The sequence below is a fragment of the Labrenzia sp. 011 genome (genome assembly GCF_003075075.1).
In the GTDB taxonomy this organism is placed as follows: Bacteria; Pseudomonadota; Alphaproteobacteria; order Rhizobiales; family Stappiaceae; genus Roseibium.
The window spans coordinates 26,119-49,835 of record NZ_QCYM01000014.1 but is presented as its reverse complement, the minus strand read 5'-3'; the positions used below and the strand labels follow the sequence as shown (position 1 = coordinate 49,835).

Below are 23,717 nucleotides of genomic sequence, written 5' to 3'. Positions count from 1 at the left end.
CTCATTGGATATCGTCATGGCCGAGCCGGAATTTCTGAAGATCCTGGAGACAAGGGTCCTGTCCGACGACTGGGGAACCCTGACAAGATACAGGTTCGATTTCCGGCGCTCTGATGGAACGTGGCAGGAGCAGACCCGCGAGGCCTATGACCGGGGCAATGGCGTGACCTGCCTGCTTCACAATCCCGAAACGGATTGTGTCCTGCTGACAAGGCAGTTCCGCCTGCCGGTCTGGCTGAGCGGCAGGGATCCTTTCCTGATCGAAACGCCTGCGGGTCTTCTGGAGGGAGCCCGGCCGGAGGACCGGATGCGGGCCGAACTGATCGAGGAAACCGGTTACGAGGTTTCCCGGCTGGAGCATCTCTTCGACGTCCACATGAGCCCCGGGTCCGTGACGGAATATCTTTCCTTTTTCGCCGGCACATACCATCTGCAGGACAAGGTCGCCGAAGGCGGCGGTGAAAGGAGCGAAGGGGAGGACATAGAAGTCCTGCACGTGCCGCTTCCGGAGGCGCTGGACAGGATCCGTTCCGGAGAGATCCGCGACGCCAAGACAATAATACTTCTGCAGAACCTTGCCTTGCGAAAAACAGCGACGGTCCGGTCCTGATACAATTGTTGACAGTTCGGTTACAAAGCTTGCCGGACTCGCCTTAATTTGACGCCAACACTTTGGCAGGTAGTCTGATCACTGCTGAAGAAGGACCTCGCCCGATGGCGACCAGAAACCACACCGGCCGACGTATCAAGCTGCCCCTGACAATTATTGTCGGGTTGGGCTTCGGTGCCTTTGTGGCGATAGCCATCGGTCTGGTGCTGGGCCTGTCCGTCCAGGCCAATTTCCGGAACACGTTCTCCCTTCTCAACGACAAGGCCATCCTGAGCACGGAAGCGCTGGAAACCCAGCTTCGCACGCATTTCAGATCGGTGGAGAAAGCGGTTACCGGCCTGAAGCCCTATTTCGACGACGGGGAGATCGGTTTCCACGACACGAAGAAAACCCTGGAAGACCTGTCGATTGCGCTGAATTCCAACTCTGATGTAAGCACGCTGGCGGTGACCGATCTGGAGGGCCGGCGTATCGGAATGTACCGGTCTCCCTCGGGAAAACTGTGGCGGATCGAGTCGGATGTACCGCCTCCGGGCATGGGGATGCCCAAACTCCCGGCGATCACGGCGGACAGCCCGCCGACCTGGGGGCCGGTGGTGCGCCATGAGGTCGGCCTGTTCGCGAATGTGTCCGTTCCGCTGGTTCGCGATGGCAAGCTCGTCGGCGTCCTGACGGCCGCCAGTTCCATGAACGACCTGGCCCATATCGTGACCGGACAGGATGAAGGCATCGACAATACGGTCTTCATCATCGCCGGTAACGGCGAAGTGATCATGCATTCCGACGAGAACTGGCTTCAGACCGGCGGCAGCATAAAGAAGGCATTGCCGGCCTCATACGAGACGGCCGGCGATCCGGTTCTCGCGTCCCTGGCCGATGAGGAGCTGCTGGACGAATTCCGGAAAGCGGCTGACAGGGGCATCGAGGTGTCGATCATCAACGCCAATGGCGAGGAATATATCGTCATGAAGGCCAGCCTCGAAGGCTTCAGCGACCAGCCATGGACCATCGGCCAGTATTATCGCGGCGCAACCATTTCCAGGGAAGTCAGGCGTTTGTCGGGGTCCTTGCTTGTCGGCTTCGGCGCTCTGGTGATTTCGGTTCTGATTGCCTACGTCATGGGGCTCAGGGTCGCCCGGCCCCTGCGCAAACTTGCGAAGCAGTCGCAACGCGTCGGCACCCTGTCCCTGTCGGAGGTCGAGCCCCTGCCGCGCAGCCGGGTCGCCGAAATCGATCAGGTCGCCGTTGCGTTCAATTCCATGGTGGAAGGCCTCAAGGCCATGAACACCTATGTGCCGCGATCCCTGTTCATCAAGCTCATGCGTCTTGGCGGCGGCAATGCGGCCGAAGCCCGGCAGGCGGAGCTGACAATTGTCTTTACCGATATTGTCGGCTTCACCGCCCTGTCCGAACATCTGAGCGCTGAGGAGACGGCGCAGCTTCTCAACGATCATTTTGCGATTCTGGTGAAAGCCGTCGAGGACGAGGGCGGCACGGTCGACAAGTTTCTGGGCGACGGCATGCTGGCATTCTGGGGCGCTCCGGACGAGCGGCCGGACCACGCCGAGGCGGCGGTACGGACCGTCCGGCGCATCGCCGCTGCCCTTCATGCGGCCAACGAGGCGGCGGAGGAGAACGGTCGGCCGAAAATGTTCCTGCGGGTCGGTATTCACACCGGACAGGCCGTCGTGGGCAACGTCGGGGCGCTCGACAGGTGGAACTACACCGTCGTCGGCGACACCGTGAATGCGGCCGAGCGTCTGCAGACCCTTGGCAAGGAGACCCCCGGACATGCGGAGGTCACCATTCTGGCAAGCGCCGATACCATTGCCCGGCTTCCTTACGAGCGTGACCACCGGCCGGTCGGAGAGCATTATCTGCGCGGCCGCAGCGGCCTGATGGAGGTCTACTGGTTGGATCCGTTCCCGGTGGAGGAATCCCGGGCTCCGATCAGGGAAGACGTGCCGGTCAGCGCCGCCGAATAGAACGCAAATATTATTGCCGGCGCGATCAAGATTCTGAACAGAAAAGGATTTTTATGCGGATGTGACGCAAATCACAGACGCTTCGACTGCTTTTCAGCATTGCTATCCTCCTGCGATTTTGGTTGTCTTTGTATTGCAACAAGGGCTTTCTATCAATTGCGGTTGGTGTTGGTAAGCCACTCCAAGTCAATCCTGGGCGGGAAGGAAAAGCGCGGTGAATGTTCTCTCGATCGAGGGACTGACAGTTGATTTCAATACAGCGGAAGGATCTGTCCGGGCCGTCGACGATGTGTCGTTCGTGGTGCCTGAAAACCGGACCGTCGCGCTTGTGGGGGAATCGGGTTCGGGCAAGACGGTCATTTCCCAGACGATCATGGGGCTGCTGCCCGATGCAGCGTCGATCAGCTCGGGCAAGGTGATCCTTGCGGACCCGACCGGCGCCGAGCCGCCCGTTGACATCGCCACGCTGGAGCGCAAGGGACCGCGCATGCGGCATCTGCGCGGCAACCGCATCGCGATCATCTTTCAGGAACCCATGACATCCCTGTCGCCGCTGCACACCATCGGCGACCAGATCGGCGAAGCCGCGCTTCTGCACCGCAATGTCTCCGGCGCGCAGGCCCGCGAGCTGACCCGGGACATGCTCCGCCTGGTGCAGTTTCCCGATCCCGAGCGGGCGCTGGACACCTATCCGTTCGAACTCTCCGGCGGCCTGCGGCAGCGCGCCATGATCGCCATGGCGATGATCTGCCGGCCGGCCCTGCTGATCGCCGATGAACCGACTACGGCACTGGATGTGACCATCCAGGCCGACATCCTCAAGCTCATGCGCGAGGTTCAGGCCGAACTGCGCATGTCGGTGCTGCTGATCACCCACGATTTTGGCGTGGTCGCCAACATGGCTGACGAGATCGCCGTCATCTACCACGGCCGAATCATGGAGAAGGGCACCGCCCGGCAGCTCTTTTCCGATCCCCGGCACGATTACCTGAAGGCCCTGCTCAATGCGGTGCCGAGTTTCCACATGGACAGGGACGAGCGCCTGGTGCCGATCCGTCCGATCATCCTCAAGTCGGAGGATCTGACCCGCAACCGTCCGCATTGCGACGTCGCGCCCGGCGAGCCGCTGGTGGAAATGCGCGGCGTCACCAAGAAATTCACCTTGCGCAAGGGATCGTTTCTCGGCGGCAAGCCCAAGACTCTCACCGCCCTGGACGACATCAACCTGACCATCCGCCGCGGCGAATGTCTCGGACTGGTCGGCGAATCCGGCTCCGGCAAGACCACTGCCGCCAAGGCGATCCTGCGGGCGATCAACCTGCAGGGCGGCAAGGTTCTCTATAACCGCGGCAAGGGGCTGGAGGACATCGCCGCCCTGCAGGGCGCGGATCTGATGGATTACCGCCGGCGGGTGCAGCTGATCTTCCAGGACCCGTTTTCCTCGCTCAACCCGCGCAGGACGATCAACGATACCCTGATGGAGCCCTTCGAGGTGCACGGCATCGGCACGCCGCAGGAGCGGGCGGAGCGCGCCCGCAGCCTGATGAATCTGGTCGGCCTCGATCCGCGCTTCCTGCGCCGCTATCCGCATTCCTTCTCCGGCGGCCAGCGCCAGCGCATCGGCATTGCCCGCGCGCTCGCGCTCAATCCGGAATTCATCCTGTGCGACGAGCCGACCTCCGCGCTGGACGTGTCGGTTCAGGCGCAGATCCTGAACCTGCTGCAGGATCTGAAGCGGGACCTCAATCTCACCTATCTGTTCGTCAGTCACAATCTGGCGGTGGTGGATTATCTCGCGGACCGGATCGCCGTGATGTGCCGTGGCCGCCTCGTGGAAGTGGGCGAGACGCGCACGGTGACCGGCAATCCGCTTCACCCCTATACCAAGGCGCTCCTGTCCGCGGTTCCCGAACCGGACCTGTCGGCGCAACTGGATTTCGCAGCTCTCGACGCCAACAGGGCGTCGGAGCCGCAACTTTGGCCGGAACCTTTCCGCCTGACGGACGGCGTCGTGCCGTCGCTTGTCGAAATGGAACCGGATCATTTTGTCTGTGCACCCGGCCTGAAGAATTCCGGGGCACTTGAGGGGACTGCAGCATGACACTCTTGAATTCCATAAGGGCGGGTCTGTTCCTGACCGCCGCATTGATTGCGGGGCCGCTCGCCGCGCTGGAGCTGAAGGAAACTCCGGGCCTCGATTCCTCGCTGCCTCCGGTGGCCGAACGGATCCCGGCCGAGCCCCTGATCGTCGACCTTGAAGCGAAGGGCCGCGAGACCGGCACCCACGGCGGGTCGATCGACACGCTGATCGGCCGCGCGAAGGATGTCCGGCTGATCAACGTCTGGGGCTATGCCCGGCTGGTCGGCTACAACGAGGAACTTGAACTCGTTCCCGACATCCTGAAGGACGTGACGGTCGAGGACGGCCGGATATTCACCCTGCAGACCCGCAAGGGGCACAAATGGTCGGACGGCCATCCCTTCGGCGCCGAGGACATCCGCTATTATTTCGAGGATGTGGTCAGCAACGAGATGCTCAATCCGGCGGGCCTGCCGCCGTTCCTGGAAGTCAACGGCAAGGGCCCTGTCTTCGAGGTTCTGGACGAGACCACGGTGCGCTTCACCTGGGACGATCCCAACCCGCTCTTCCTGCCGGAGCTGGCCAAGGCGCGCCCGCCCTTCATCTACCGGCCGGCGCATTACCTGAAGCAGTTTCATGAAAAATACGGCGATCCGGAGTTCATCACCAGCGAGGCGGAAAAGGTGAAGGCCCGCAGCTGGGCGCCGCTGCACAACAAGAAGGACGACATGTACAACGCCCAGAACGTTGATATGCCGAGCCTGCAGCCCTGGGTGCGCAAGCGCGGCGACAGCGATCTGCGCTTCGTTCTGGAACGCAACCCCTATTATCACCGCGTCGACACCGCCGGTCAGCAGCTTCCCTATCTCGACGAGGTCATCATGACCGTCGCCGACGGCAAGCTGATCCCGGCGAAGGCCCAGGCGGGCGAGAGCAATCTTCAGGCGCGCAATCTCAACTTCGCCGACATCACCGTGCTGAAGAAGGGTGAAAAGCAGAACGACTACACGACGGCCCTCTGGGCCAACACCAAGGGATCGGAAATCTCCATCCTGCCGAACCTGACGGTCAAGGATCCGGTCTGGCGTGAATTGCTGCGCGACACCCGCTTCCGCCATGCGCTGTCGCTGGCGATCGACCGCAAGCTGCTCAACCGCGTGCTGTTCTTCGGTCTCGGCAAGCCGGGCAATGATACGGTTCTGCCCGCCAGCCCGCTCTACAAGGTTGAATACACGAACAAATGGGCTGAATACGATCCGGAACAGGCCAATGCGCTGCTGGACGAAATCGGCCTGACCGAGCGCAATGACGATGGCATCCGCCTGATGCCGGACGGCCGGCCGCTGGAAATCATCGTCGAGACCGCAGGCGAGGAACAGGTTCAGGACGATGCCCTCGAACTTGTCACCGAGATGTGGGGCGAGGTCGGCGTGGAACTGTTTCCCAAGCCCAGCCAGCGCGACAACATGCGCGAGCGGGCGATTACCGGCCAGCTGGTCATGTCCGTCTGGTGGGGGTTCGAAAACGGTATCCCGACGTCCGAGATGCCGCCGGAGGACTATGCCCCCGTGCATGGTGACCGGTTCAGCTGGAATGCCTGGGGCGACTATTACGAGACCGGCGGTGAAGGCGGCGAAAAGCCGGACTGGGAACCTGCCGAGCGTCTGATGGAGCTGTACAATTCCTGGCTCACCTCGCGGACGGCGGAAGAGCGGACGAAGATCTGGGAGGAAATGCTGCAGATCCATGCCGACGAGACCATCCACATCGGTCTGGTCTCCAGCGTTCCCCAGCCGGTGGTGATCAAGGAAGTCGGCAACGTGCCGCTTGAAGGCATCTACGGCTGGGATCCGGGCGCGCATTTCGGCATCCACCGCATGGATGAGTTCTACAAGGCTAAGTAAGCCCGAAGGGCGATGATGCAGGGCTTGCGGCGTTGCGCGACATGGAGCAGCGGCCGGTTTGTTGGGACAGGGTCTGAACGAACCGGCGGCACCGCCTCCGCCCTGGTCGAGCGGAGTGAATGCGCATCGACCGGGGTCACGGAAGAGCGGATCGGTTATAAAGTGTTGGAGCAATCCGGTTTCGCTCGAGAACAGGTTGCTCCGGGGACTGCCTTGCGGACACTATCGGGGCAGAGGGGATATTAGGTGCTGTATTACATTTTTCGCCGGATATTGATGATGATCCCGACCCTGTTGGTGATCAGCCTGCTGATATTCTTCATCATTGAACTTCCCTCCGGAGATTACATTTCCAACCAGATCGCGGCCCTGAAATCGAGCGGGGAGCAGTCCTCCATTGCCAAGCTGGAATTCCTGCGCCGGGAATTCTCGCTCGACCGGCCGTTCTTCGAACGCTATCTCGTGTGGGTCGGCCTGTGGCCCGGGCCGCATGGCTTCGAGGGGCTCATCCAGGGCAACTGGGGTTGGTCCTTCGAGTTCGACAAGCCGGTCGACCAGGTCATCGGCCCGACGCTTCCGCTGACCATCGTGCTCAACTTCGCCACCATCCTCTTTGTCTATGTGGTGTCCTTCCCCATCGGCATCTACTCCGCCACGCGCCAGTATTCCTGGGGCGATTACGGCTTCACCTTTCTGGGGTATCTGGGGCTGGCGACGCCCAACTTCCTGCTGGCCCTCATCCTGCTGTATCTCTTCAACCGCTGGTTCGGCCTGTCCGTCGGAGGACTGATGGCGCCGGAATACATCGATCAGCCGTGGAGCCTCGGCAAGGCGACGTCGGTGCTGGCGCATCTGATCGTGCCGACCATCGTCATCGGCACTTCCGGAACCGCCGCCATGATCCGGCGCCTGCGCGCCAATCTTCTCGACGAGCTGCACAAGCAGTATGTCACCACGGGCCGTGCGAAGGGCCTGAAGGAAAGCCAGCTACTGGTCAAATACCCGCTGCGCATGGCCATCAATCCCTTCATCGCCGATATCGGCAACCTGATCCCGTCGCTGGTCTCCGGGTCGGTGATCGTCTCCGTGGTGATGAGCCTGCCGACCGTCGGCCCCGTGCTGCTGTCGGCGCTGCAGTCGCAGGACCAGTTCCTCTCCGGCTTCATCCTTCTCTTCGTCGCGGTGCTCACGCTCATCGGCATGCTGATTTCCGATCTGCTGCTGGCGGTGCTTGATCCCCGGATACGGCTAGGCGGGGGGGCTTCGTCATGAGCATGGACCTGAGAGACAGGACCCCGGATCGGGACGTCGAGCATTACGTCGACCCGGCTCCGTTCAATCCGGCGGTCACCGAGGAAATGACGGCCGAGCAGGAGCGCTTCTACCAGGCTTCCCAGTGGAAGATCATGTGGTGGAAGTTCAAGCGCCACAAGCTCGCCGTCTGGTCCGGCGTCGTGCTGATCCTCTTCTACCTCTGCGTTCCCTTCGCCGAGACGATCGCCCCCTACACGCCCAACATGCGCGACAGCGACCATCTCTACGCGCCGCCCCAGCCGGTGCATCTGTTCCATGAGGGCCGCCTGGTGGGGCCGTTCGTCTACGGCATGCAGTCGTCCCTCGACATGGAAACCCTGCAATGGGTCTTCACGGACGACAAGAGCGACGTGCAGCGGATCCGTTTCTTCTGCAGCGGCGCCCCTTACGAGTTCTGGGGCCTGTTCGACACCAGCTTTCACCTGTTCTGTCCGGCGGAGGAGGGGACCCTGTTCCTTCTGGGCACCGACCGGCTGGGCCGCGACCAGTTCTCCGGCCTCGTCTATGGCGCCCGTCTGTCGCTCACGGTGGGGCTTGTCGGCGTGACCATCTCCATCGTGCTCGGCCTGTTCTTCGGCGGCATTGCCGGATATTTCGGCGGCTTCCTCGACAACATGATCCAGCGGATGATCGAGATCATCCGCTCCCTGCCGGAACTGCCCCTGTGGATGGCGCTCTCCGCGGCGCTGCCGGTCACCTGGAGCCCGGTCTGGATCTATTTCGGCCTGACGGTCATCCTCGGCCTGCTCGACTGGCCCGGGCTGGCGCGTGCCGTGCGCTCCAAGCTTCTTTCGCTGCGCGAGGAGGAATACGCCAAGGCGGCGGTGCTCATGGGCGCCAAGCCCGGACGGGTCATCACCCGCCATCTGCTGCCCGGGTTCACCAGCCACATCATCGCTTCCGCGACCCTGTCGATCCCGGCGATGATCCTGGGCGAAACCGCGCTGTCCTACCTCAATCTGGGCCTGCGGCGTCCCGCCGTCTCCTGGGGCGTTCTGCTGAACGAGGCGCAGAACATCTCCGTCGTCACCGTCTATCCCTGGCTGATGGCGCCGGTGCTGCCGATCATCATCGTGGTTCTGGCGTTCAATTTTCTCGGCGACGGTTTGCGCGATGCGGCAGATCCCTATAAGTGATGCATCTGAAAAATCATTCGTTCCGGCGGGCCTTGCGGCCCGCCTTTGCCGTCAGGAAACACCATGTCTAAAAACGCCACCACCGCCGAAGGCTGGGATGAGGAATATGAAGCCGGGCGCTGGGCCTTTCTGCGCTCGCTGCCCGAAAGCGGCCGCTACGGCATCATCGGCATGTGGCTTTCCCTGACCGGTACCATGGACGAGGTTCTGGACATCGGCTGCGGCGAGGGGCTGCTCTACGAGCGCCTGCAGCCCATGGGCATCAAGCGCTATGTCGGCATGGATCTCTCCCCGGCCTCCCTCGAAATCGCCAACGTCGATCCGGCCATCGCGAGCCTGCGGGCAGGCGACATGCACACCTTCGAGCCGAAGGACGGCGAGACCTTCTCGGCCATTGTCTTCAACGAGGTCCTGCATTTCGCCGAAGACCCGGCGGCCCTCGTCGCCCGCTACCGCCCGTTCCTGAAACCGGACGGCGTCATCGCCCTGTCCATGTATTCCCCGAAGAAGCCGGAATCGGGCGCCAACCGCCTGATCAACGCCCTGTGGCAGGCCACCGACGACGACAGCCAATGGGACGTGCTGGACGACTACCGGCTGGTGTCGGACAAGAAGGGCGTGACCTGGCGCATGCGGCTGGTCAAGCCGGTCGGGTGAGGTGAGATCGGTTCTGTCTGAGTGCGAGCAGAAGCCAGGTCTGGCTTTTGGGCTGGGGCGCTGATTAGCTCAGGCGTGTTGCAATGGGCGGGAAATTGACTTTCGCTGCGATCCGAACCAACGGCAATACAGCGGGTCAGGCTGCCGTTCGCACAGCCCCTGAACGTCAATATGGCATCGGCGCGATCTGCTCGCGTTGAGTTGGTGTCAGTTCAACGGGTCACGGCACCGGACCGGCAAACATCTATGAAGGCCCGTAGCGGGGCAGGAGCCGAGCGGCTCGGGTAGTAAAGGTGCGGCCCCTCCTGTGTTGGCCACCAGTCCCGCAGAATGGGGACAAGCGCGCCTGTGGCCATGTCTTCGTCCAGCCAATTGCGGAATGCATAAATGATTCCGATCCCGTTGCGCGCATAGCTTCGCCCCGTGTCGAGCGCAGCAACACTGAGTACAAGCCGGTTGACCGGTTCGACCCGGACTGACCGTTTCCCGGATTGCAGGTCCCATGGGAGCAATGGGCCGCCTGGCAGGCGATATCGGATCGCATCATGCGCGGTCAGCTCTTCCGGTTTCCGGGGGACACCGTGGGCTTGCAGATAGGCGGGCGATGCCGCCAGCGCCAACTGCTGCTTCCTCGGTCCGATCGGGATCGAAACCATGTCCTGTTCCAGCAGGGAGCCGTAGCGGATGCCCGCGTCGCACCCTGCGGCGACAATGTCGATCAAGTCGCTTTCCACAATGATTTCAACCTCCACACTGGGGTGGCGTGTCCGGTATTCGGCCAATAGCGGTGGCAGGATATCCGGCACTACGGCCCCCGGTACGTTCAGTTTCAGTCGTCCCTTCACCTCACCGCCCAGGTTGGCCGCCTCGACACAGGCCGCATCCAGTTCTGAGAGCAATGGTGCGATACGATCCGCAAGCTGTTGCCCTGCGTCGGTGGCATGCAGGCTGCGCGTCGTGCGGCGCAGCATCGGGACGCCGAGCTGTGCCTCGACCCGGGTGATTGTCGTGCTGATCTTGGAGGGAGCCACACCAAGTCTTCGAGCTGCGGCCCGAAAGCCCCCCTCGCGGAGGACCATGAGAAAGACGGCGAGATCATCGACGGAGACACTGTTCTTCATAGAGAACAAGGTATTCGAAATTCGGTGGGTTTTCCAACCTAAGGAGAACAGTCATGTTGCCTGCTGATGGAAATGCCGTCCATGGCGCGGCGCAGGAAAGACGATTGGAGACGGGATTATGCTTATCGTTACAGGAGCTTCCGGAAAGTTGGGGCGCATGATCGTCGATGCGCTGCTGCATAATGTTCCTGCAGAGCGCATTGGCGTCAGCGTCCGCGCGCCGGAGAAAGTGGCTGACCTTGCCAAGCGCGGCGTGCGTGTCCGGCGTGGCGACTACTCTGAGCCCGACAGCCTGCGCCACGCCTGGGAAGATGCCGAACGGATACTGCTGGTGTCCTCCAATGCCGCGGCCACGGGGGGAGATCCGCTGAAACAACACGAAACGGCCATTGCGGTCGCCAAGGAGGTGGGCGTGCAGCGGCTGTTCTACACCAGCCAGGTCTCGAGTTCTCCGGACTCGCAGTTCCCGCCGGGACGCGATCACGCCGCGACTGAGAAGATGCTGGCAAGCGCCGGGATAGCCTGGACCGCACTGCGCCATGGGTTCTACGCTGACAGTATGCTCGCCATGAATGCGAAAGGCTTCGAGAGCGGCGTATTGACCGGCCCGGAGGACGGCAAAGTCGCCTGGACGGCCCACGAGGACCTGGCTGCGGTCGATGCTCTCCTGCTGGCCGGGCGCGAGTTCATAGATGGTCCGACGCCACCGCTGACCGGGAACGAGGCGTTTGACCTCACCGACCTTGCGCATTTGGCGGGTGAAGCGTCTGGACGAACGATTGAGCGGTGCTTCGTCAGCGAAGACATCATGGTGGAAAACGCGCAGCGTGCAGGTGCTCCGGCAGGCGCCATCGCGGTCATGGTGGGCTACTATCGCGCGGCACGGGCTGGCGAATTTGCGACCCTTGATCCGACGCTGCAAAAGCTCCTCGGTCGCCAACCGACAGCCGTTCGGGACGTGTTTGAGCGCATATTCAGCTAAGATCTGACACGCGACGGTTACCAAACCATTGGCACAGCGGATGTGATCTCGAAGTGGTCACCTCTTTCCGCCAATCTCCAACGTCAACAAGGACCCGTTCCTGCCGTTCATTGCAAACCCACCAACATCCGAAATGGGCCGATTGCAATTGGCCCGAATAATCAGATCAGCCGAATTTCCGGGGTGCTCGCAACCAAAAGGCCTGTCTCCCCTTCACCTTTCGCCGGGACCATGAGCACGCAAAGTATTTGGCAGATAAAACCTGGCCACCAGGATTCTCGGATCCGTCCCTTTCAGGGATCAGGACAATGGCTTAAGAAAGAATTCTTCAGGTTTTCCGACGGATAGAGGGCAAGATGGAAAAACGCAGACTGGGTGCCAATGGGCCGGAAATAGGCGCTATCGGCTATGGTGCCATGTCCTTTTCCGACATGTACGGGCCGACGAACGAGTCTGAGAGCCACGCCGTCCTTGATGCCTGCCGCGATCTGGGTGTCACGCATCTGGACACGGCAAATGTCTACGGCATGGGGAAATCGGAAAACGCCATCGGGTCCTATCTGAAAGCCGATCCGGGCGCGCGCAAAGAGTTCGTCATCGCGACAAAGGCCACGATCACAAGCGATGCGGACGGCAACCGCAGCTTTGACAATTCGGCTGAGCACCTGGAAACCGAGCTGGACAAGTCGTTGCAACGGCTCGGTGTGGAGTGCGTGGACCTCTTCTATGCCCATCGCCGCGATCCGCGCTTCACCCCGGAGGAAACGGCGGCCAATCTTGGCCGGCTGGTCGAAAAGGGCAAGGCCCGCGCGATCGGTCTTTCGGAAATCGCGCCCTCGACCCTGCGGCGCGCCATGACAGCCTTCTCTGTCGCCGCCGTTCAATCGGAATATTCGCTCTCCACGCGGGCGCCCGATCTTGGACTGGTGCAGGCCTGTGCGGAGCTCGGTGTCGCCATGGTGGCCTTCTCGCCCCTGGGCCGCTCGCTGCTGACGGACGCCCCGATCCCGCGCGAGCGGATCGCCGATCTGCCGTTCCTCGCCGCAAACCCGCGTTTCACGGAACCGAACCTGAGCGAAAACCTGCGCATCATGGAAGGCTTCCGCAAACTGGCGGCAGAGATGGGCACAACGGCGGCGGGACTGGCGAATGCCTGGCTGCTGAGCCGCGGACCGCATGTGATCCCGATCCCGGGAACGCGGTCCGTGGATCACCTGCGCGAGTGCATCTCGGGCGCGGCCCTCAGCCTCACGGCAGAGGATCTGGAGCGTATCGAGGCGGTGCTGCCGGTCGGCTGGGCCCACGGCGACCGGTACTCGGAAGCCCAATGGGCCGGACCCGAGCGGTATTGCTGACAGCAATCCCGCACTTATACCAGGCGCAGTTGACAGGAACCCATTCGACCGCCCTTGAAACCTGCCCGGCACGACGCCGGACAGGTCAGGTTTCACATGCCAATTCCTACCTGATGAACAGCATCTCCTGATAGGTCGGCAGGGGCCACAGGTCGTCGGCGACCAGGGTCTCCAGGGCGTCCACGTAACCGCGGACTTCCACCATTTTCGGCAACACCTTGTCCTTGATCATGAAGCAGTGGGCGGCGACGCTTTCCGCGTCGTGCTCGCTGGCCTTCAGGGCCTCCAGCTCCGCAACGGAGTCCTGAAGCTTCTTGATCAGGCCGGTCACCTTGATGAGGGTGTCATGGTCGGCCTCGATGCCGAGTGCCTTCAGGTCGACCAGGCTGGACGCCAGTTCGCCCTGGTAGCGCACCGCCGCCGGGAAGACCATGGTCTTGGCCATTTCCACGACCAGGTTGGATTCCACATTGACGCTAGCAACATATTGCTCGGCATAGACCTCGTAGCGCGAATCCAGTTCCCGTTCCGACAGGACGCCGTATTTGGCGAAGAGGTCGGTGTAGGTCTGTTCCTTGAGGACACCGAGGGCATCGGGCGTCGCAACGAGGTTGGGAAGGCCGCGCTTTGCCGCCTCGACCTGCCATTCGTCCGCATAGCCGTCGCCGTTGAAGACCACGTTCGAGCAGTCCTGCCAGACAGACTTCACATAGGCCGCGACGGCCGCGCCGAGCTTTTCCTGCGTGCTGGTATCGGCAGCTTCCAGTGCCGTTGCGGCTTCGTCGAGCGCTTCGGCCATGATGGTGTTCATGGCCACCATCGGCCCGGCTATGGACTGGTTGGAGCCAACCGCGCGGAATTCGAACCGGTTACCGGTGAAGGCCATCGGGCTGGTGCGGTTGCGGTCGCCGGAATCCTTGGGGATCTGCGGCAGCACATCGACGCCGATGTTGAGCGGCGTTTTCTTCGAGGTCACCGGGCTGCCGTTGACGATGGATTCCATCACCTGGTTGAGTTCGGTGCCCAGGAACACGGACAGGATGGCCGGCGGGGCCTCGTTGGCGCCCAGGCGGTGATCGTTGGATGCGGAGGCGACCACGTTGCGCAGCAGCTTGGCATGCTTGTAGACCGCCGAGATCATCGCGGCGCAGAAGACGAGGAACTGCGCGTTTTCCGCCGGTGTTTCGCCGGGGTCGAACAGGTTGCCCGCCTTCGGGGATCCCATCGAGAAGTTCACGTGCTTGCCGCTGCCGTTGACACCGGCAAAGGGCTTTTCGTGCAGCAGGCAGGTCATGCCGTATTTCTGCGCCACCTTCTTCAAGGTGGTCATGACCAGCTGCTGGTGGTCGGTGGCCACATTGGCCATTTCATAGACCGGGGCCAGCTCGAACTGACCGGGCGCGACCTCGTTGTGACGGGTCTTGGCCGGAATGCCGAGCTTGAAGCATTCGCGCTCGACTTCGAACATGAAGGCCTGCACCCGCTCCGGGATGGCGCCGAAATAGTGATCGTCGAATTCCTGGCCCTTGGGCGGAGGCGCACCGAACAGGGTTCTGCCGGCGGCCAGCAGGTCCGGGCGCGCATAGAAGAAATTGTTGTCGACCAGAAAATACTCCTGCTCGGCACCGGCCGAGGAAGAGACGAAGGGGCCGTCTGTGCCGAAGAAACTCAGCACCCGCTGCGCATGTTTGTTGAGGGCCTGCATCGACCTGAGGACCGGGGTCTTCTTGTCCAGCGCTTCACCGGTCCAGGAAACGAAGGCCGTCGGAATGCACAGGGTCGTTCCGTTGGGGTTCTCGATGATATAGGCCGCGCTGGTAACGTCCCAGATCGTGTAGCCGCGTGCCTCGAAGGTCTGGCGGATGCCGCCATTGGGGAAGGACGACCCGTCGGGCTCGCCCTGGATCAGCGCCTTGCCGGCGAAGGTGCCGATGGTGCCGCCGTTGCTGTCCGGATCGAAGAAGGAATCGTGCTTTTCGGCCGTCAGGCCGGTGAGCGGATAAAAGACGTGCGCGTAATGGGTGACACCTTTCGAAATCGCCCAGGTTTTCATCGCCTCGGCGACCGCATCGGCCGTGTCGATGTCCAGCGGCTTTCCGGACGTGATGGTATTCTTCAGAGACTTGAAGATCGCCTTGGGAAGGCGCTGCTCCATCTCGTTCAGGCTGAAGACATTCTGGCCCCAGACACTGCTGGTCGGGCTGGATGCGAAATCGAACCCCGATTCAACCGGCGGTGTCGATGTGATCGTTGAAATTGCGCTCAGACGCGCGGCATTTCCGCTCATGTTGGTCCCCCAATGCGGCTTTTGACCCTGTGGGTACACGCAAGTTTCATGCCACGATATTTCGGGGAAACGCCTGTTTTATTGAGCCGGCAGGAGGCCGCCGCCTAAAGAATGGACGATGGGACAGGGCTTTGCCCTTTGCACGGGCAGCTACGAGCGGAGCAATCGGGCAGGGCCTTCGCGATGTGGCGGGTCCGGATGCGTTCCATCGAGCCGACCGGATCACATGGACTCCCGCTGTGCATGACCTGCCACTGACCAGGCCTCGGACCCGCACCGTCAGATCCAGCGGCGCACCCGGCTCAGATATTCGCGATAGGGCGGGCCGAAGAGAGTGCCGAGGCGTTCTTCTTCGGGCTTGATCTGGAATTCGGTCATGTACCAGACGAAACCCGGCACGATGATCAGCGCTGTCAGGGTGCCGAGCCAGATGGCCAGGGCCAGCAGCAGTGCCAGCAGGCCGAGATACATCGGATTGCGGGTGAACCGGTAAACGCCGTCGGTGACCAGGACGGAGGCGGTTTCCGGAGCCATGGGATTTGTTGTCGTCGTGCGCCGCCGGAATGTCAGAACGGCCTGAAGGCCGGAAATCAGGCCGGCGAGGATCAGCAGCACTGCAAGCAGTCGCCGGCCCGGAAGCGCGAGGGTCAGATGTGGCATCAGCCAGGCGCCGATCCACAGCAGCAGGGCTGCGACCAGCACGACAATCACCGGCGGGACCTTCAGTTCCATGTCAGCTCCGCCCCTTGTCGAGTTCGATGGGCTGGCCGTGGGGTGTTGCCCGGGCAGCCGCGTCCCAGGCATCCCTGAGGGCGGCCAGTTGCCCCCCGTCGGCAACACCCTTTGCCGTCAACAGGGCTTCGAACGCGGCCAGCCAGTGATCGTAATAGCCGGGAGCATCCGGAGCATCGTCGGCCGTGCGGGCAATCTCCGCCCCGAGAGCCTGCGTCCACTCCTTCCAGGAAAACAGTCCGGCCTCATGGGCCTTGACGGTCATCGCGAACACCCGGGCTTCCCACGGGGCGCTGAAGACCGGATCGCCGTCCCGGTCCCGCGGCAGGTCCGGCAATGCGTCGCGGATCGATCCGGCGTCCTCAGGCAAGGTCAAGATAGGGCTCCCACAGATCGAGGTGCAGGCTCAGGGTCGGGTCGCTGTCCGGCCCCCAGATATCTGTGCCTTTGAAAGCAACACCGTAGAGCCAGGCCGGCTGTTCGCCCTTGTCGTGGGCGTTGCTGTCGGGAAACACGTGGACGCCGTGAATGGTCTCTACCCTGCCGGCCACGTCGCGGGCATAGCGGGGCAGGCGGGTATGGGTTACCGGATGAATGCGCTTGGTATGCACCCGGTCACCCACCCGGTATCTGGCCGCCTGCTGCCGGGGCCGGTCCACCGGGGCGCCTCTGGCCAGGGTATCCGCCACATCTTCCGCCTTCAGCACCCGCTGTACCGGTTTGGCCGCCACCAGAACCTTGCCCTGCTTCACCTCCTCGTCCGTCGCCAGGCCATGGGTGACCACGAGCTTCTCCAGCCCCCGGGTCCAGATCTCGTAGTAGCTGGAGGACAGATAGACGGCCGGCGGCAGGGATTCGCGGGCGTAGCGCGAGGCGTCCAGGGTCCATGACCCGGTGGCGCCCATGGCAAGGGTGATGGCGAAGGCGCGTTCTTCCCATCTGGCGTGAAAGTTCGGCGCATCCGCTTCCGGGGCTATCGGCCCGAACCCCATCTGTCCGCCGAGATCATGGGCGCCGTTCATGCGGAGGGCTCCTTGTGCAGCGGGTCGATGGCCAGACCGGTGCCGATCATGCTGTCGCGGGTGACGAGACCGGCAAGATCCTCCTCGCTCCAGTCCTCGGTCCCCAGCGGCCGTTGCGGGATGACCAGATAGCGGACCTCGGCGGTGGAATCCCACACCCGGATGTGCTTGCCCTGCGGCAGCCGGACGCCGAATTCTTCCAGAACTCCGCGCGGGTCACGCACGGCACGGGAGCGATAGGGCGCGGATTTGTACCAGACCGGCGGCAGGCCGAGCACGGTCCACGGATAGCAGGAACACAGGGTGCACACGACCATGTTGTGGGTCTCGTCGGTGTTCTCGACCGCAACCATATGCTCGCCCTGGCGCCCGGCGAAGCCGAACTCGGCAATGGCCGCCGTCGCGTCTTCCAGCAGCCTTTGCCGGTAGTCCGGGTCGACCCAGGTTCTGGCCACGACCATCGCGCCGTTCTTCGGGCCGATCTTCGTCTCGTAGGTCTCGATCAGCGCGTCCAGAGCGGGCGGGTCGATATAGCCCTTTTCGGTCAGGAGGGTTTCCAGCGCCCTGACACGCAGCTCGGTGTCGGAAAGATCCGAATGGTCGTGATCGTGATCGGACATGGGCGGCTCCTGAAACGGGATGAACCTCATATGAGGACGCAGGTCCGGTGCTGTCAATTCGGCTCCCGCTTCGGGGAGAGATATGTCGCAACATGGGGGCGTCAACGGTCGTCGCGCCGCTCACGGGATATGAACCGCGTTCACGTTGACGGCACCCGGGCTTATGCAACCGGGCCGCAGTGCCTATCTGCGGCGATCATGATCGCGAAACGCCAAACCCGTCCAGGAAAGTCTGACCACCAATGTCCATCACACTGCGAAATCTCCTTGTCGCCGGCCTTCTGGCCGAAGTTGCCTTCGAAGGCTACGCCTGGTTCATATCCCCCCTGATCTTCGGCGTGGTGCTGCAGCCGGCCAATCTGATCGTTGCGCTGGCGAATATCGGCCTGGGCGTGAGCCTTCCCTACTGGATCGGGTTTCTGGTGCATTTTTCCATCGGCGCCATCGGCTTTTCATCCTTCGTGCTGGTGACACATCTGGTCACCCGGATGAACCTGATTCTTTCCGGCGCGATCGCCGGCCTTGTTCTCTGGTTCGTCGCCCAGGGGCTCCTTGCCCCGGTGGTCGGGCGAAGCTTCATGATGGGCTTCGGAGCCTATACCCAGTCGTCCCTTGTCGGGCATGTGGGCATGACGCTGATCGCCGGTTTCGTCCTGCTCAAGCTGCGCCCCGTGCAAGAGCGGACGCCGGTGGCCGGCCTGGGCGACACGGCCTGACAGGCGCATTCTGCCAGGACGTCGCAGCCGGTCCGATGATGTTCCGGCTGCGGCCGTCCTTGCGCGTTCCCGATTCCTCTGGGGGAATCTCTGCCGAGCCGTTTTGCATCCCCGTCAGGACACGGCACACTGTGCGCCGGCGAGACAGGTTGCGGAGGCAATGGTGAAAATCGGACTCGGCGGCGGCTGCCATTGGTGCACCGAAGCCGTCTTTCAGGCAATTGCGGGCATATCCCGGGTGGACCAGGGCTTCATCGGCTCCGATCCGCCGGAAGACGCATGGTCGGAAGCCGTTATCGTCACCTTCGATCCGGCGGTGTTGCCGCTCGAGGTCCTGATCGAGATCCATCTGCGCACCCATGCCAGCACCTCGCGCCACAAGATGCGCGGCAAGTACCGCAGCGCGGTCTACGTCTATGACGCGGGAACCGGGGTGAAGACCGGCCGCGTGCTGCGCGCCCTGCAGCGCGGCTTCGACGCCCCGCTGGTGACCAAAGTCCTGACCCTGGCCGCGTTCAGGCCCTCCGACGCGCGCTTCCGCAACTACTATCTGAACGGCCCGGAGCGCCCCTTCTGCAAGACCTATATCGACCCGAAACTGGCGCTGTTGCGGAAGGACTACGGCTCGGTCCTGCGGGACCACGCAGACGCAGCGGAATAGCTCTCCGCGCGCACCTCTACCAGCACCCGGACCAAACGTCCCCGCAAATTACCGCGCTCCGCCACCGTCCCTGTCAGCCAGATCCGCAGTCCCGCCGTGCCCCCGGAAAGTCCGCCGGTTCCCCCAGCGTGCCTCCCCGGCCAAGCGCAGCGCCGAGCCGGGGTCCACTCGTTTGCAGAGAGTCGTTTGGCTGCCTCCGCAGACCGCCTAACAAGATGAGCTGGGCCCGGTGAACAAATCTCTCACGTCCGGCCACTCGGCGCCCTCGTGATGGGCGGCAATGGCCAGGAATTCTTCCAGGAAGTCGAAGCAGCCCGTGTCATGGGCCAGATGGTGCGTCAGCAGGCCGAGCGGTTCGCCGCCGGTGTTGCGGCGGCGGGTCAGGTGCAGGTCGAAGCGCAGGCGGGCGCTTTCCCAGCCGATGAAACGCACCTGCTTCTTCCATTTGATGATGTCCACATGGGACTGGATCTGATGGGGGCGGGGAAAATTGTGCCAGGTGAAGGTGGACAGGCCCGGCAGGCCGATGTCCGGCAGGCGGCGGGATATTTCCGCATCGATCCGGTTCCACGGCGGCACCATGGCGGCAATGAATTTTCCGCCGAACAGGTCTTCCAGCCGCGCCTTGCCGTCGGCAAGCTGAGCCATCAGTTCCTGAGGATCGCGGCGCGATCCGAGTTCGGCCGCCTTCTCGCCCAGGTCCTTGCGCTGAAAATTCCGGTGCTGCCAGCCGTGCTGCAGCACATGGGCATGGGGCTCGTCCCTTAGCCGGTCGGCCAGCGCTGCGGTGGCATCCTTCGGGATGACCGCAAGGGCGATGTCGACATCGTGCCGGTTGGCCAGATCGAGCATGCGCTCGAGCGCCGGCGTCGGTTCGACCGCATCGTCGTCCCGCCACCAGAAGCGCACCTTGCGGCCCCGCTCGGCAAACCAGTCCAGATGGGCGGTCAGTTCATCCCTGAAGCGTTGCAGGTCCGGTGTCATTCCTTGCGGCCCTCCAGATCGTTCAGAAGAATGTCGGCGCTCTTTTCCGCGCCGCCCAGCATCACCCGGTGGTGACTGCGGGGCAGGGCGAGGGCGTCGTCGATGGCACCGGCCAGCCGCTCCGGCGTCAGGCCTGCCTCCGGAGCCACGACGGCGCGTCCATGGCGCGCCAGAGCTTCGGCCCGCTGGCTCTGTTCCGTCTCGTTGGCCTGGGCAAAGGGCACGAGAACCGCCGGAACCCCGGCGATGAGAATATCGAGCACCGTATTGTAGCCGGCCTGGCTCACCGAAAGCCTTGCCCGTTTCAGCAGCTCGGGAAAATCCCTGCGGGCACGCTCCACGATCACGCCGTCGCCCGCGTTCCTTTGGTAGATCGCAAAGGCTTCCTGCGACACATCGTGGCCGATCAGCACCCGCCAGCAGGTGTCCTCCGCACGCCGCGACAGGGGGCGGGCCTCAAGGGCGGCGGACAGCAGGCCTTCGGCGACCGCGCCGCCGCCGCAGGAAATGATCACCTCGTCCTGGCCGTCGCGTCCCTCCGCCGCCGGCCGCGCGCCACCGCCCACATAGCTGGTGTAGCGCACCAGAGGGTCGACACGCTCCGCGAAGGGAAAACTGTCGGCAAGCCGGATGAAGTCCGGATCGGAATGGATCAGGATGCGGTCGTAGAACCTGAGCGCCTGATCCGCCATCCATTCCTCTTTCCACAGGTCCTTCTTGCGCACGAGAATGTCGCGAATGGAGGTGGCGATGAGCGGCGGTCTTGCCCGCGCCCTGGCGGTTTCCAGAAGCGGCGTCAGCTCGAAATCGAGCTGACGCCGGCCGAAGGGATAGGTCTCCGTCAGCAGCAGGTCGAAGTCCTGCGCTCCGAACGCTTGAATCGATGCTTTAACACGGGCGGATTTCCAAGCCTCGTCAATAACTTCACCGTCCAAAGTGACAAGGCGCTTGAAGGCTGCGTCCGGGCTCTTGCAGGCCGGAAGCTCGACGATCGTCAGGTCCCCGGTGTCCAGCGTGGGCGGGATCCGGTTGCCGCTGGCCAGCGTGACCTCCATGCCCCTTTCGGCAAGCGCCTTGCCGATGCTGGCTGCCCGGACCACATGGCCGGTGCCCAGAAGATGCTGCACATGAATGAAGGCCCTGAAGCTCATGGGGCACCGGTCTCCCTGCGCACATCATGGTTTCGCACCGCCCTGCGCACGAAGGCATCGAGCCGCGCCGATCCGGCCTCGAGAGAATGACGGCTTTCGATATGCTGGCGGGCCGCATGCCCCAGCCTGTCGGCCAGCGCAGGGTCGTCGAGAATGCGTTCCAGGTTGACCGCGAAGCCCTGCGGGTCACCTTCCGCAGAAAGCAGGCCCGTCTCGCCGTCAACGACGATATCCGGCACGCCGAAAGTGTCCCCGGCGACAATCCCGATGCCCGCCGCCTGGGCTTCCAGAAGCACGAGACCATAGGCCTCGCGCATGGCCGGCCAGACAAGCAGGTCGTGGCGCGCATAGTGAACGGCAAGCCGGTCTTCGGGCAGGGCGCCCAGCCAGGCGATCTTGTCCGGTGGAAACAGCTTCAGCACATGATCCCTGTTCGGCCCGTCGCCGATGATCGTCAATTGCCAGGCCCTGTCCTGAATCTGCTGCAGGGCGGCGGCCAGAACCTCATAGGAGCGGGTCTTGTCGCCCTCGCGCATCATGCCGACTGCCAGCAGCTTCAGCGGCAGGGCCGCCAGCGGCTTTGCGGTCTCGGCCGCCTGCCGGTAGGGGGCGGTGTCGAGAAACGGTAGAAGCACCTCCAGCCGCGCGTCCGGAACGACCGCGCGCAGGCATTCGGCATCGGCATTATGGATGGCCGCCACGGCGTCGGCCCGCTGCAGAGCCGCGTCGGCGGAGGCGAAGCCGAAGGCCCAGTCGCCTGTCCGACGTTTCGGGGCGCGGCTGGCCTCGACAATGGCATAGGGCAGGCCGAACCGGTCGGCGAGCGCGGGGCCGATCCAGTCCGGCGCCTTGTGGTAAAGGTGATAGGTCAGAAACAGGTCCGGCCGGTAGCCGCTCTTCTGCCAGTCGCCGGCGATCCGCTCCGCCTCGCGCAGGGCGTCGGCCCTGACGTCCGACTGGATCGCATCGCCGCCGTCCTTGCGCCAGGACCGGAAGGTGCTGGCAACACTGACCTCATGCCCGCCCGCCTGCAGAGCCTTGACGATCAGCCGTCCCATGGTCCGGTCGCCGGAGGGAACGGGATGGTCGAGCGGTTTCATCGGCGCGGTAAAGGCGATCTTCATGAGGATCCTTCCAGGCCGGGCACTCAGAGCACCTTCCGGAACTTTTCTTCCAGGCGATCGAGGCCCGGGTTGGTGGCGAATTCCTCGCGGACCCGGCGGGAGGCCGCCAGCCCGAGCACGTTGCGGCGGTCCGGGTCGCGGACAAGACTCTCCAGGGCCTCGGCAAGATCCCCCGGCGTTCCGGGCGCGACCAGAACGCCGGTCTCGCCGTCCCTGATGAGTTCCGGAATGGCCGACACGTGCGTCGACAGGCAGCAAATCCCCATGGACTGGGCTTCCATCAGAACATTGGGCAGGCCGTCCCGGTCCCCGGATTTCGCCAGTTTGGACGGCAGTACGAAGAGATCGGCTTTCTGGCAGGCGGAAATCACTTCCTCGCGCGGCTGCGCGCCGCGCCAGTCGATCCTGTCCGAAAGGCCAAGTCCGTCCGCTTCCGCCTTCAGGACATCCGACAGTTCGCCGCCACCGATATGGGTGAAATGCCAGTTGAGCCCCCCGGGCAGACGGGCGAGCGCTGCAAGAAGGTCGTCATAGCCCTTCTTCTCCACCGCCCGGCCGACGGAGACGAGCCGGACCGGCTCACCAGTGCCGTCGCGGCGGGCAGGGGCGGGATCGGGCATCGGAAAACCGGAGAAATCCAGGCCGTGATAAAGCAGCTCGACCTTGTCCGGGTCGTCCGACAGGTTTTTGAGATGGTCGGCATTGACGCGCGTGCAGGTGACGCCCCAGGCCGCATCGTTGATCTTGGTTCTCAGGTCCCATTCCGGACTGGTCCAGATGTCCTTCGCATGGGCGGAAAAGGACCAGCCGCGTCCGGAAAGATGGGCCGCGTAGCGGCCGGCCGAGCAGGGCGTGTGCAGAAAGTGGGTATAGATCCAGGAGACGTCGTCTGGCAGTTCGTGGGCAAGCACGCAGCCCTGCGCCCAGCGGCGCTGGCGGTCCGCATTGGGCTGGCGGGCGAAATCCGCATCGAACAGGGCCCTGGCAGCGTCATGGGTCGGCTGTCTTTCGGCCCAGCGCCGGGCCCGGGCGACCCGGGCCGGGTCGTCCTTCACATACTCGGGCAGATACATCACCTCGGCGGAAATCTGGCGGTGCAGCTCGTGAATGTAGGGGTCGTAGGGCTTGCGCAGCGCGACGATCAGAATGCCGATGCCCCGCCGTTCCAGGCCGAGAATCTCCTGGGCAATGAAGGTCTCGGACAGGCGCGGGTAGCCTTTGACCACAACGGCGATACGGGACATTTACGGACTCTTGCTGCAGGATGGGAAGCGGC

21 protein-coding genes are annotated in these 23,717 nt (G+C 63.2%); 11 read left to right on the top strand and 10 right to left on the bottom strand.

Features of this window, described 5'->3' with window-relative positions:
* The first annotated feature begins 16 nt into the window (after positions 1-16).
* From DCO57_RS15305 to DCO57_RS15275, 7 genes are all read left to right on the top strand, one after another.
* Positions 17-610, top strand: coding sequence for an NUDIX domain-containing protein (locus tag DCO57_RS15305; protein WP_116699840.1), 594 nt, complete (start codon positions 17-19; stop codon positions 608-610).
* Between the two features lie 104 nt (positions 611-714).
* Positions 715-2,595, top strand: a complete 1,881-nt coding sequence (locus tag DCO57_RS15300; protein WP_116699780.1) for an adenylate/guanylate cyclase domain-containing protein — start codon at positions 715-717, stop codon at positions 2,593-2,595.
* Positions 2,596-2,809: 214 nt separating this feature from the next.
* A complete protein-coding gene (locus DCO57_RS15295; protein WP_116699779.1) occupies positions 2,810-4,696 on the top strand; it encodes an ABC transporter ATP-binding protein in 1,887 nt (628 codons plus the stop codon).
* Positions 4,693-6,579 carry an ABC transporter substrate-binding protein gene (locus tag DCO57_RS15290; protein ID WP_116699778.1) on the top strand — a complete coding sequence of 629 codons (1,887 nt, stop codon included), beginning with the start codon at positions 4,693-4,695 and terminating at the stop codon, positions 6,577-6,579. The genes DCO57_RS15295 and DCO57_RS15290 overlap by 4 nt, the downstream gene beginning before the upstream one ends.
* 246 nt (positions 6,580-6,825) lie before the next feature.
* A complete protein-coding gene (locus DCO57_RS15285) occupies positions 6,826-7,851 on the top strand; it encodes an ABC transporter permease (RefSeq protein ID WP_116699777.1) in 1,026 nt (341 codons plus the stop codon).
* Positions 7,848-9,029 (top strand): ABC transporter permease, encoded by a 1,182-nt coding sequence (locus tag DCO57_RS15280; RefSeq protein WP_208977970.1) that lies wholly within the window; start codon positions 7,848-7,850, stop codon positions 9,027-9,029. Before DCO57_RS15285 ends, DCO57_RS15280 begins: the two co-directional genes overlap by 4 nt.
* Positions 9,030-9,092: 63 nt before the next feature.
* Complete coding sequence (locus tag DCO57_RS15275; protein ID WP_116699775.1) at positions 9,093-9,686, top strand: class I SAM-dependent methyltransferase; 594 nt, start codon at positions 9,093-9,095, stop codon at positions 9,684-9,686.
* A 212-nt stretch (positions 9,687-9,898) separates the two neighbouring features.
* On the opposite strand, the gene DCO57_RS15270 is transcribed toward DCO57_RS15275, so the two are convergent.
* Positions 9,899-10,807: a LysR family transcriptional regulator gene (locus tag DCO57_RS15270; protein WP_116699774.1), complete on the bottom strand. Its 909-nt coding sequence runs from the start codon at positions 10,805-10,807 to the stop codon at positions 9,899-9,901.
* Between the two features lie 118 nt (positions 10,808-10,925).
* Between DCO57_RS15270 and DCO57_RS15265 the strand changes: the two genes are divergently transcribed.
* Entirely contained in the window at positions 10,926-11,789 is an 864-nt protein-coding gene (locus tag DCO57_RS15265; protein WP_116699773.1) for an NAD(P)H-binding protein, read from the top strand.
* A gap of 356 nt (positions 11,790-12,145) precedes the next feature.
* On the top strand, positions 12,146-13,144 hold the full coding sequence (locus tag DCO57_RS15260; RefSeq protein WP_116699772.1) for an aldo/keto reductase: 999 nt from the start codon (positions 12,146-12,148) through the stop codon (positions 13,142-13,144).
* A gap of 106 nt (positions 13,145-13,250) precedes the next feature.
* On the opposite strand, the gene DCO57_RS15255 is transcribed toward DCO57_RS15260, so the two are convergent.
* The 5 genes from DCO57_RS15255 to nthA all read right to left on the bottom strand — a co-directional run bounded on the left by DCO57_RS15255 (position 13,251) and on the right by nthA (position 17,805).
* On the bottom strand, positions 13,251-15,431 hold the full coding sequence (locus tag DCO57_RS15255; protein WP_116699771.1) for a glutamine synthetase III: 2,181 nt from the start codon (positions 15,429-15,431) through the stop codon (positions 13,251-13,253).
* 279 nt (positions 15,432-15,710) lie between these two features.
* Positions 15,711-16,163 carry an isoprenylcysteine carboxylmethyltransferase family protein gene (locus DCO57_RS15250; protein ID WP_208977968.1) on the bottom strand — a complete coding sequence of 151 codons (453 nt, stop codon included), beginning with the start codon at positions 16,161-16,163 and terminating at the stop codon, positions 15,711-15,713.
* A 1-nt stretch (position 16,164) separates the two neighbouring features.
* Positions 16,165-16,539 (bottom strand): nitrile hydratase accessory protein, encoded by a 375-nt coding sequence (locus DCO57_RS15245; RefSeq protein WP_244287952.1) that lies wholly within the window; start codon positions 16,537-16,539, stop codon positions 16,165-16,167.
* Positions 16,526-17,185, bottom strand: a complete 660-nt coding sequence (gene nthB / locus DCO57_RS15240; RefSeq protein WP_116699768.1) for a nitrile hydratase subunit beta — start codon at positions 17,183-17,185, stop codon at positions 16,526-16,528. The genes DCO57_RS15245 and nthB overlap by 14 nt, the downstream gene beginning before the upstream one ends.
* Complete coding sequence (nthA, locus tag DCO57_RS15235; protein ID WP_116699839.1) at positions 17,182-17,805, bottom strand: nitrile hydratase subunit alpha; 624 nt, start codon at positions 17,803-17,805, stop codon at positions 17,182-17,184. Before nthA ends, nthB begins: the two co-directional genes overlap by 4 nt.
* Before the next feature lie 242 nt (positions 17,806-18,047).
* Between nthA and DCO57_RS15230 the strand changes: the two genes are divergently transcribed.
* Positions 18,048-18,521 carry a hypothetical protein gene (locus DCO57_RS15230; RefSeq protein WP_116699767.1) on the top strand — a complete coding sequence of 158 codons (474 nt, stop codon included), beginning with the start codon at positions 18,048-18,050 and terminating at the stop codon, positions 18,519-18,521.
* A 160-nt stretch (positions 18,522-18,681) separates the two neighbouring features.
* A complete protein-coding gene (locus tag DCO57_RS15225; RefSeq protein ID WP_116699766.1) occupies positions 18,682-19,182 on the top strand; it encodes a peptide-methionine (S)-S-oxide reductase in 501 nt (166 codons plus the stop codon).
* 207 nt (positions 19,183-19,389) lie between these two features.
* On the opposite strand, the gene DCO57_RS15220 is transcribed toward DCO57_RS15225, so the two are convergent.
* From DCO57_RS15220 to DCO57_RS15205, 4 genes are read right to left on the bottom strand one after another with little or no spacing between them, the layout of a single operon-like run.
* Positions 19,390-20,166 (bottom strand): polysaccharide deacetylase family protein, encoded by a 777-nt coding sequence (locus DCO57_RS15220; RefSeq protein WP_116699765.1) that lies wholly within the window; start codon positions 20,164-20,166, stop codon positions 19,390-19,392.
* Complete coding sequence (locus tag DCO57_RS15215; RefSeq protein WP_116699764.1) at positions 20,163-21,317, bottom strand: glycosyltransferase; 1,155 nt, start codon at positions 21,315-21,317, stop codon at positions 20,163-20,165. The genes DCO57_RS15220 and DCO57_RS15215 overlap by 4 nt, the downstream gene beginning before the upstream one ends.
* Positions 21,314-22,441, bottom strand: coding sequence for a glycosyltransferase family 4 protein (locus DCO57_RS15210; protein WP_116699763.1), 1,128 nt, complete (start codon positions 22,439-22,441; stop codon positions 21,314-21,316). The genes DCO57_RS15215 and DCO57_RS15210 overlap by 4 nt, the downstream gene beginning before the upstream one ends.
* Before the next feature lie 23 nt (positions 22,442-22,464).
* Complete coding sequence (locus DCO57_RS15205) at positions 22,465-23,685, bottom strand: glycosyltransferase family 4 protein (RefSeq protein ID WP_116699762.1); 1,221 nt, start codon at positions 23,683-23,685, stop codon at positions 22,465-22,467.
* Positions 23,686-23,717: the final 32 nt, after the last annotated feature.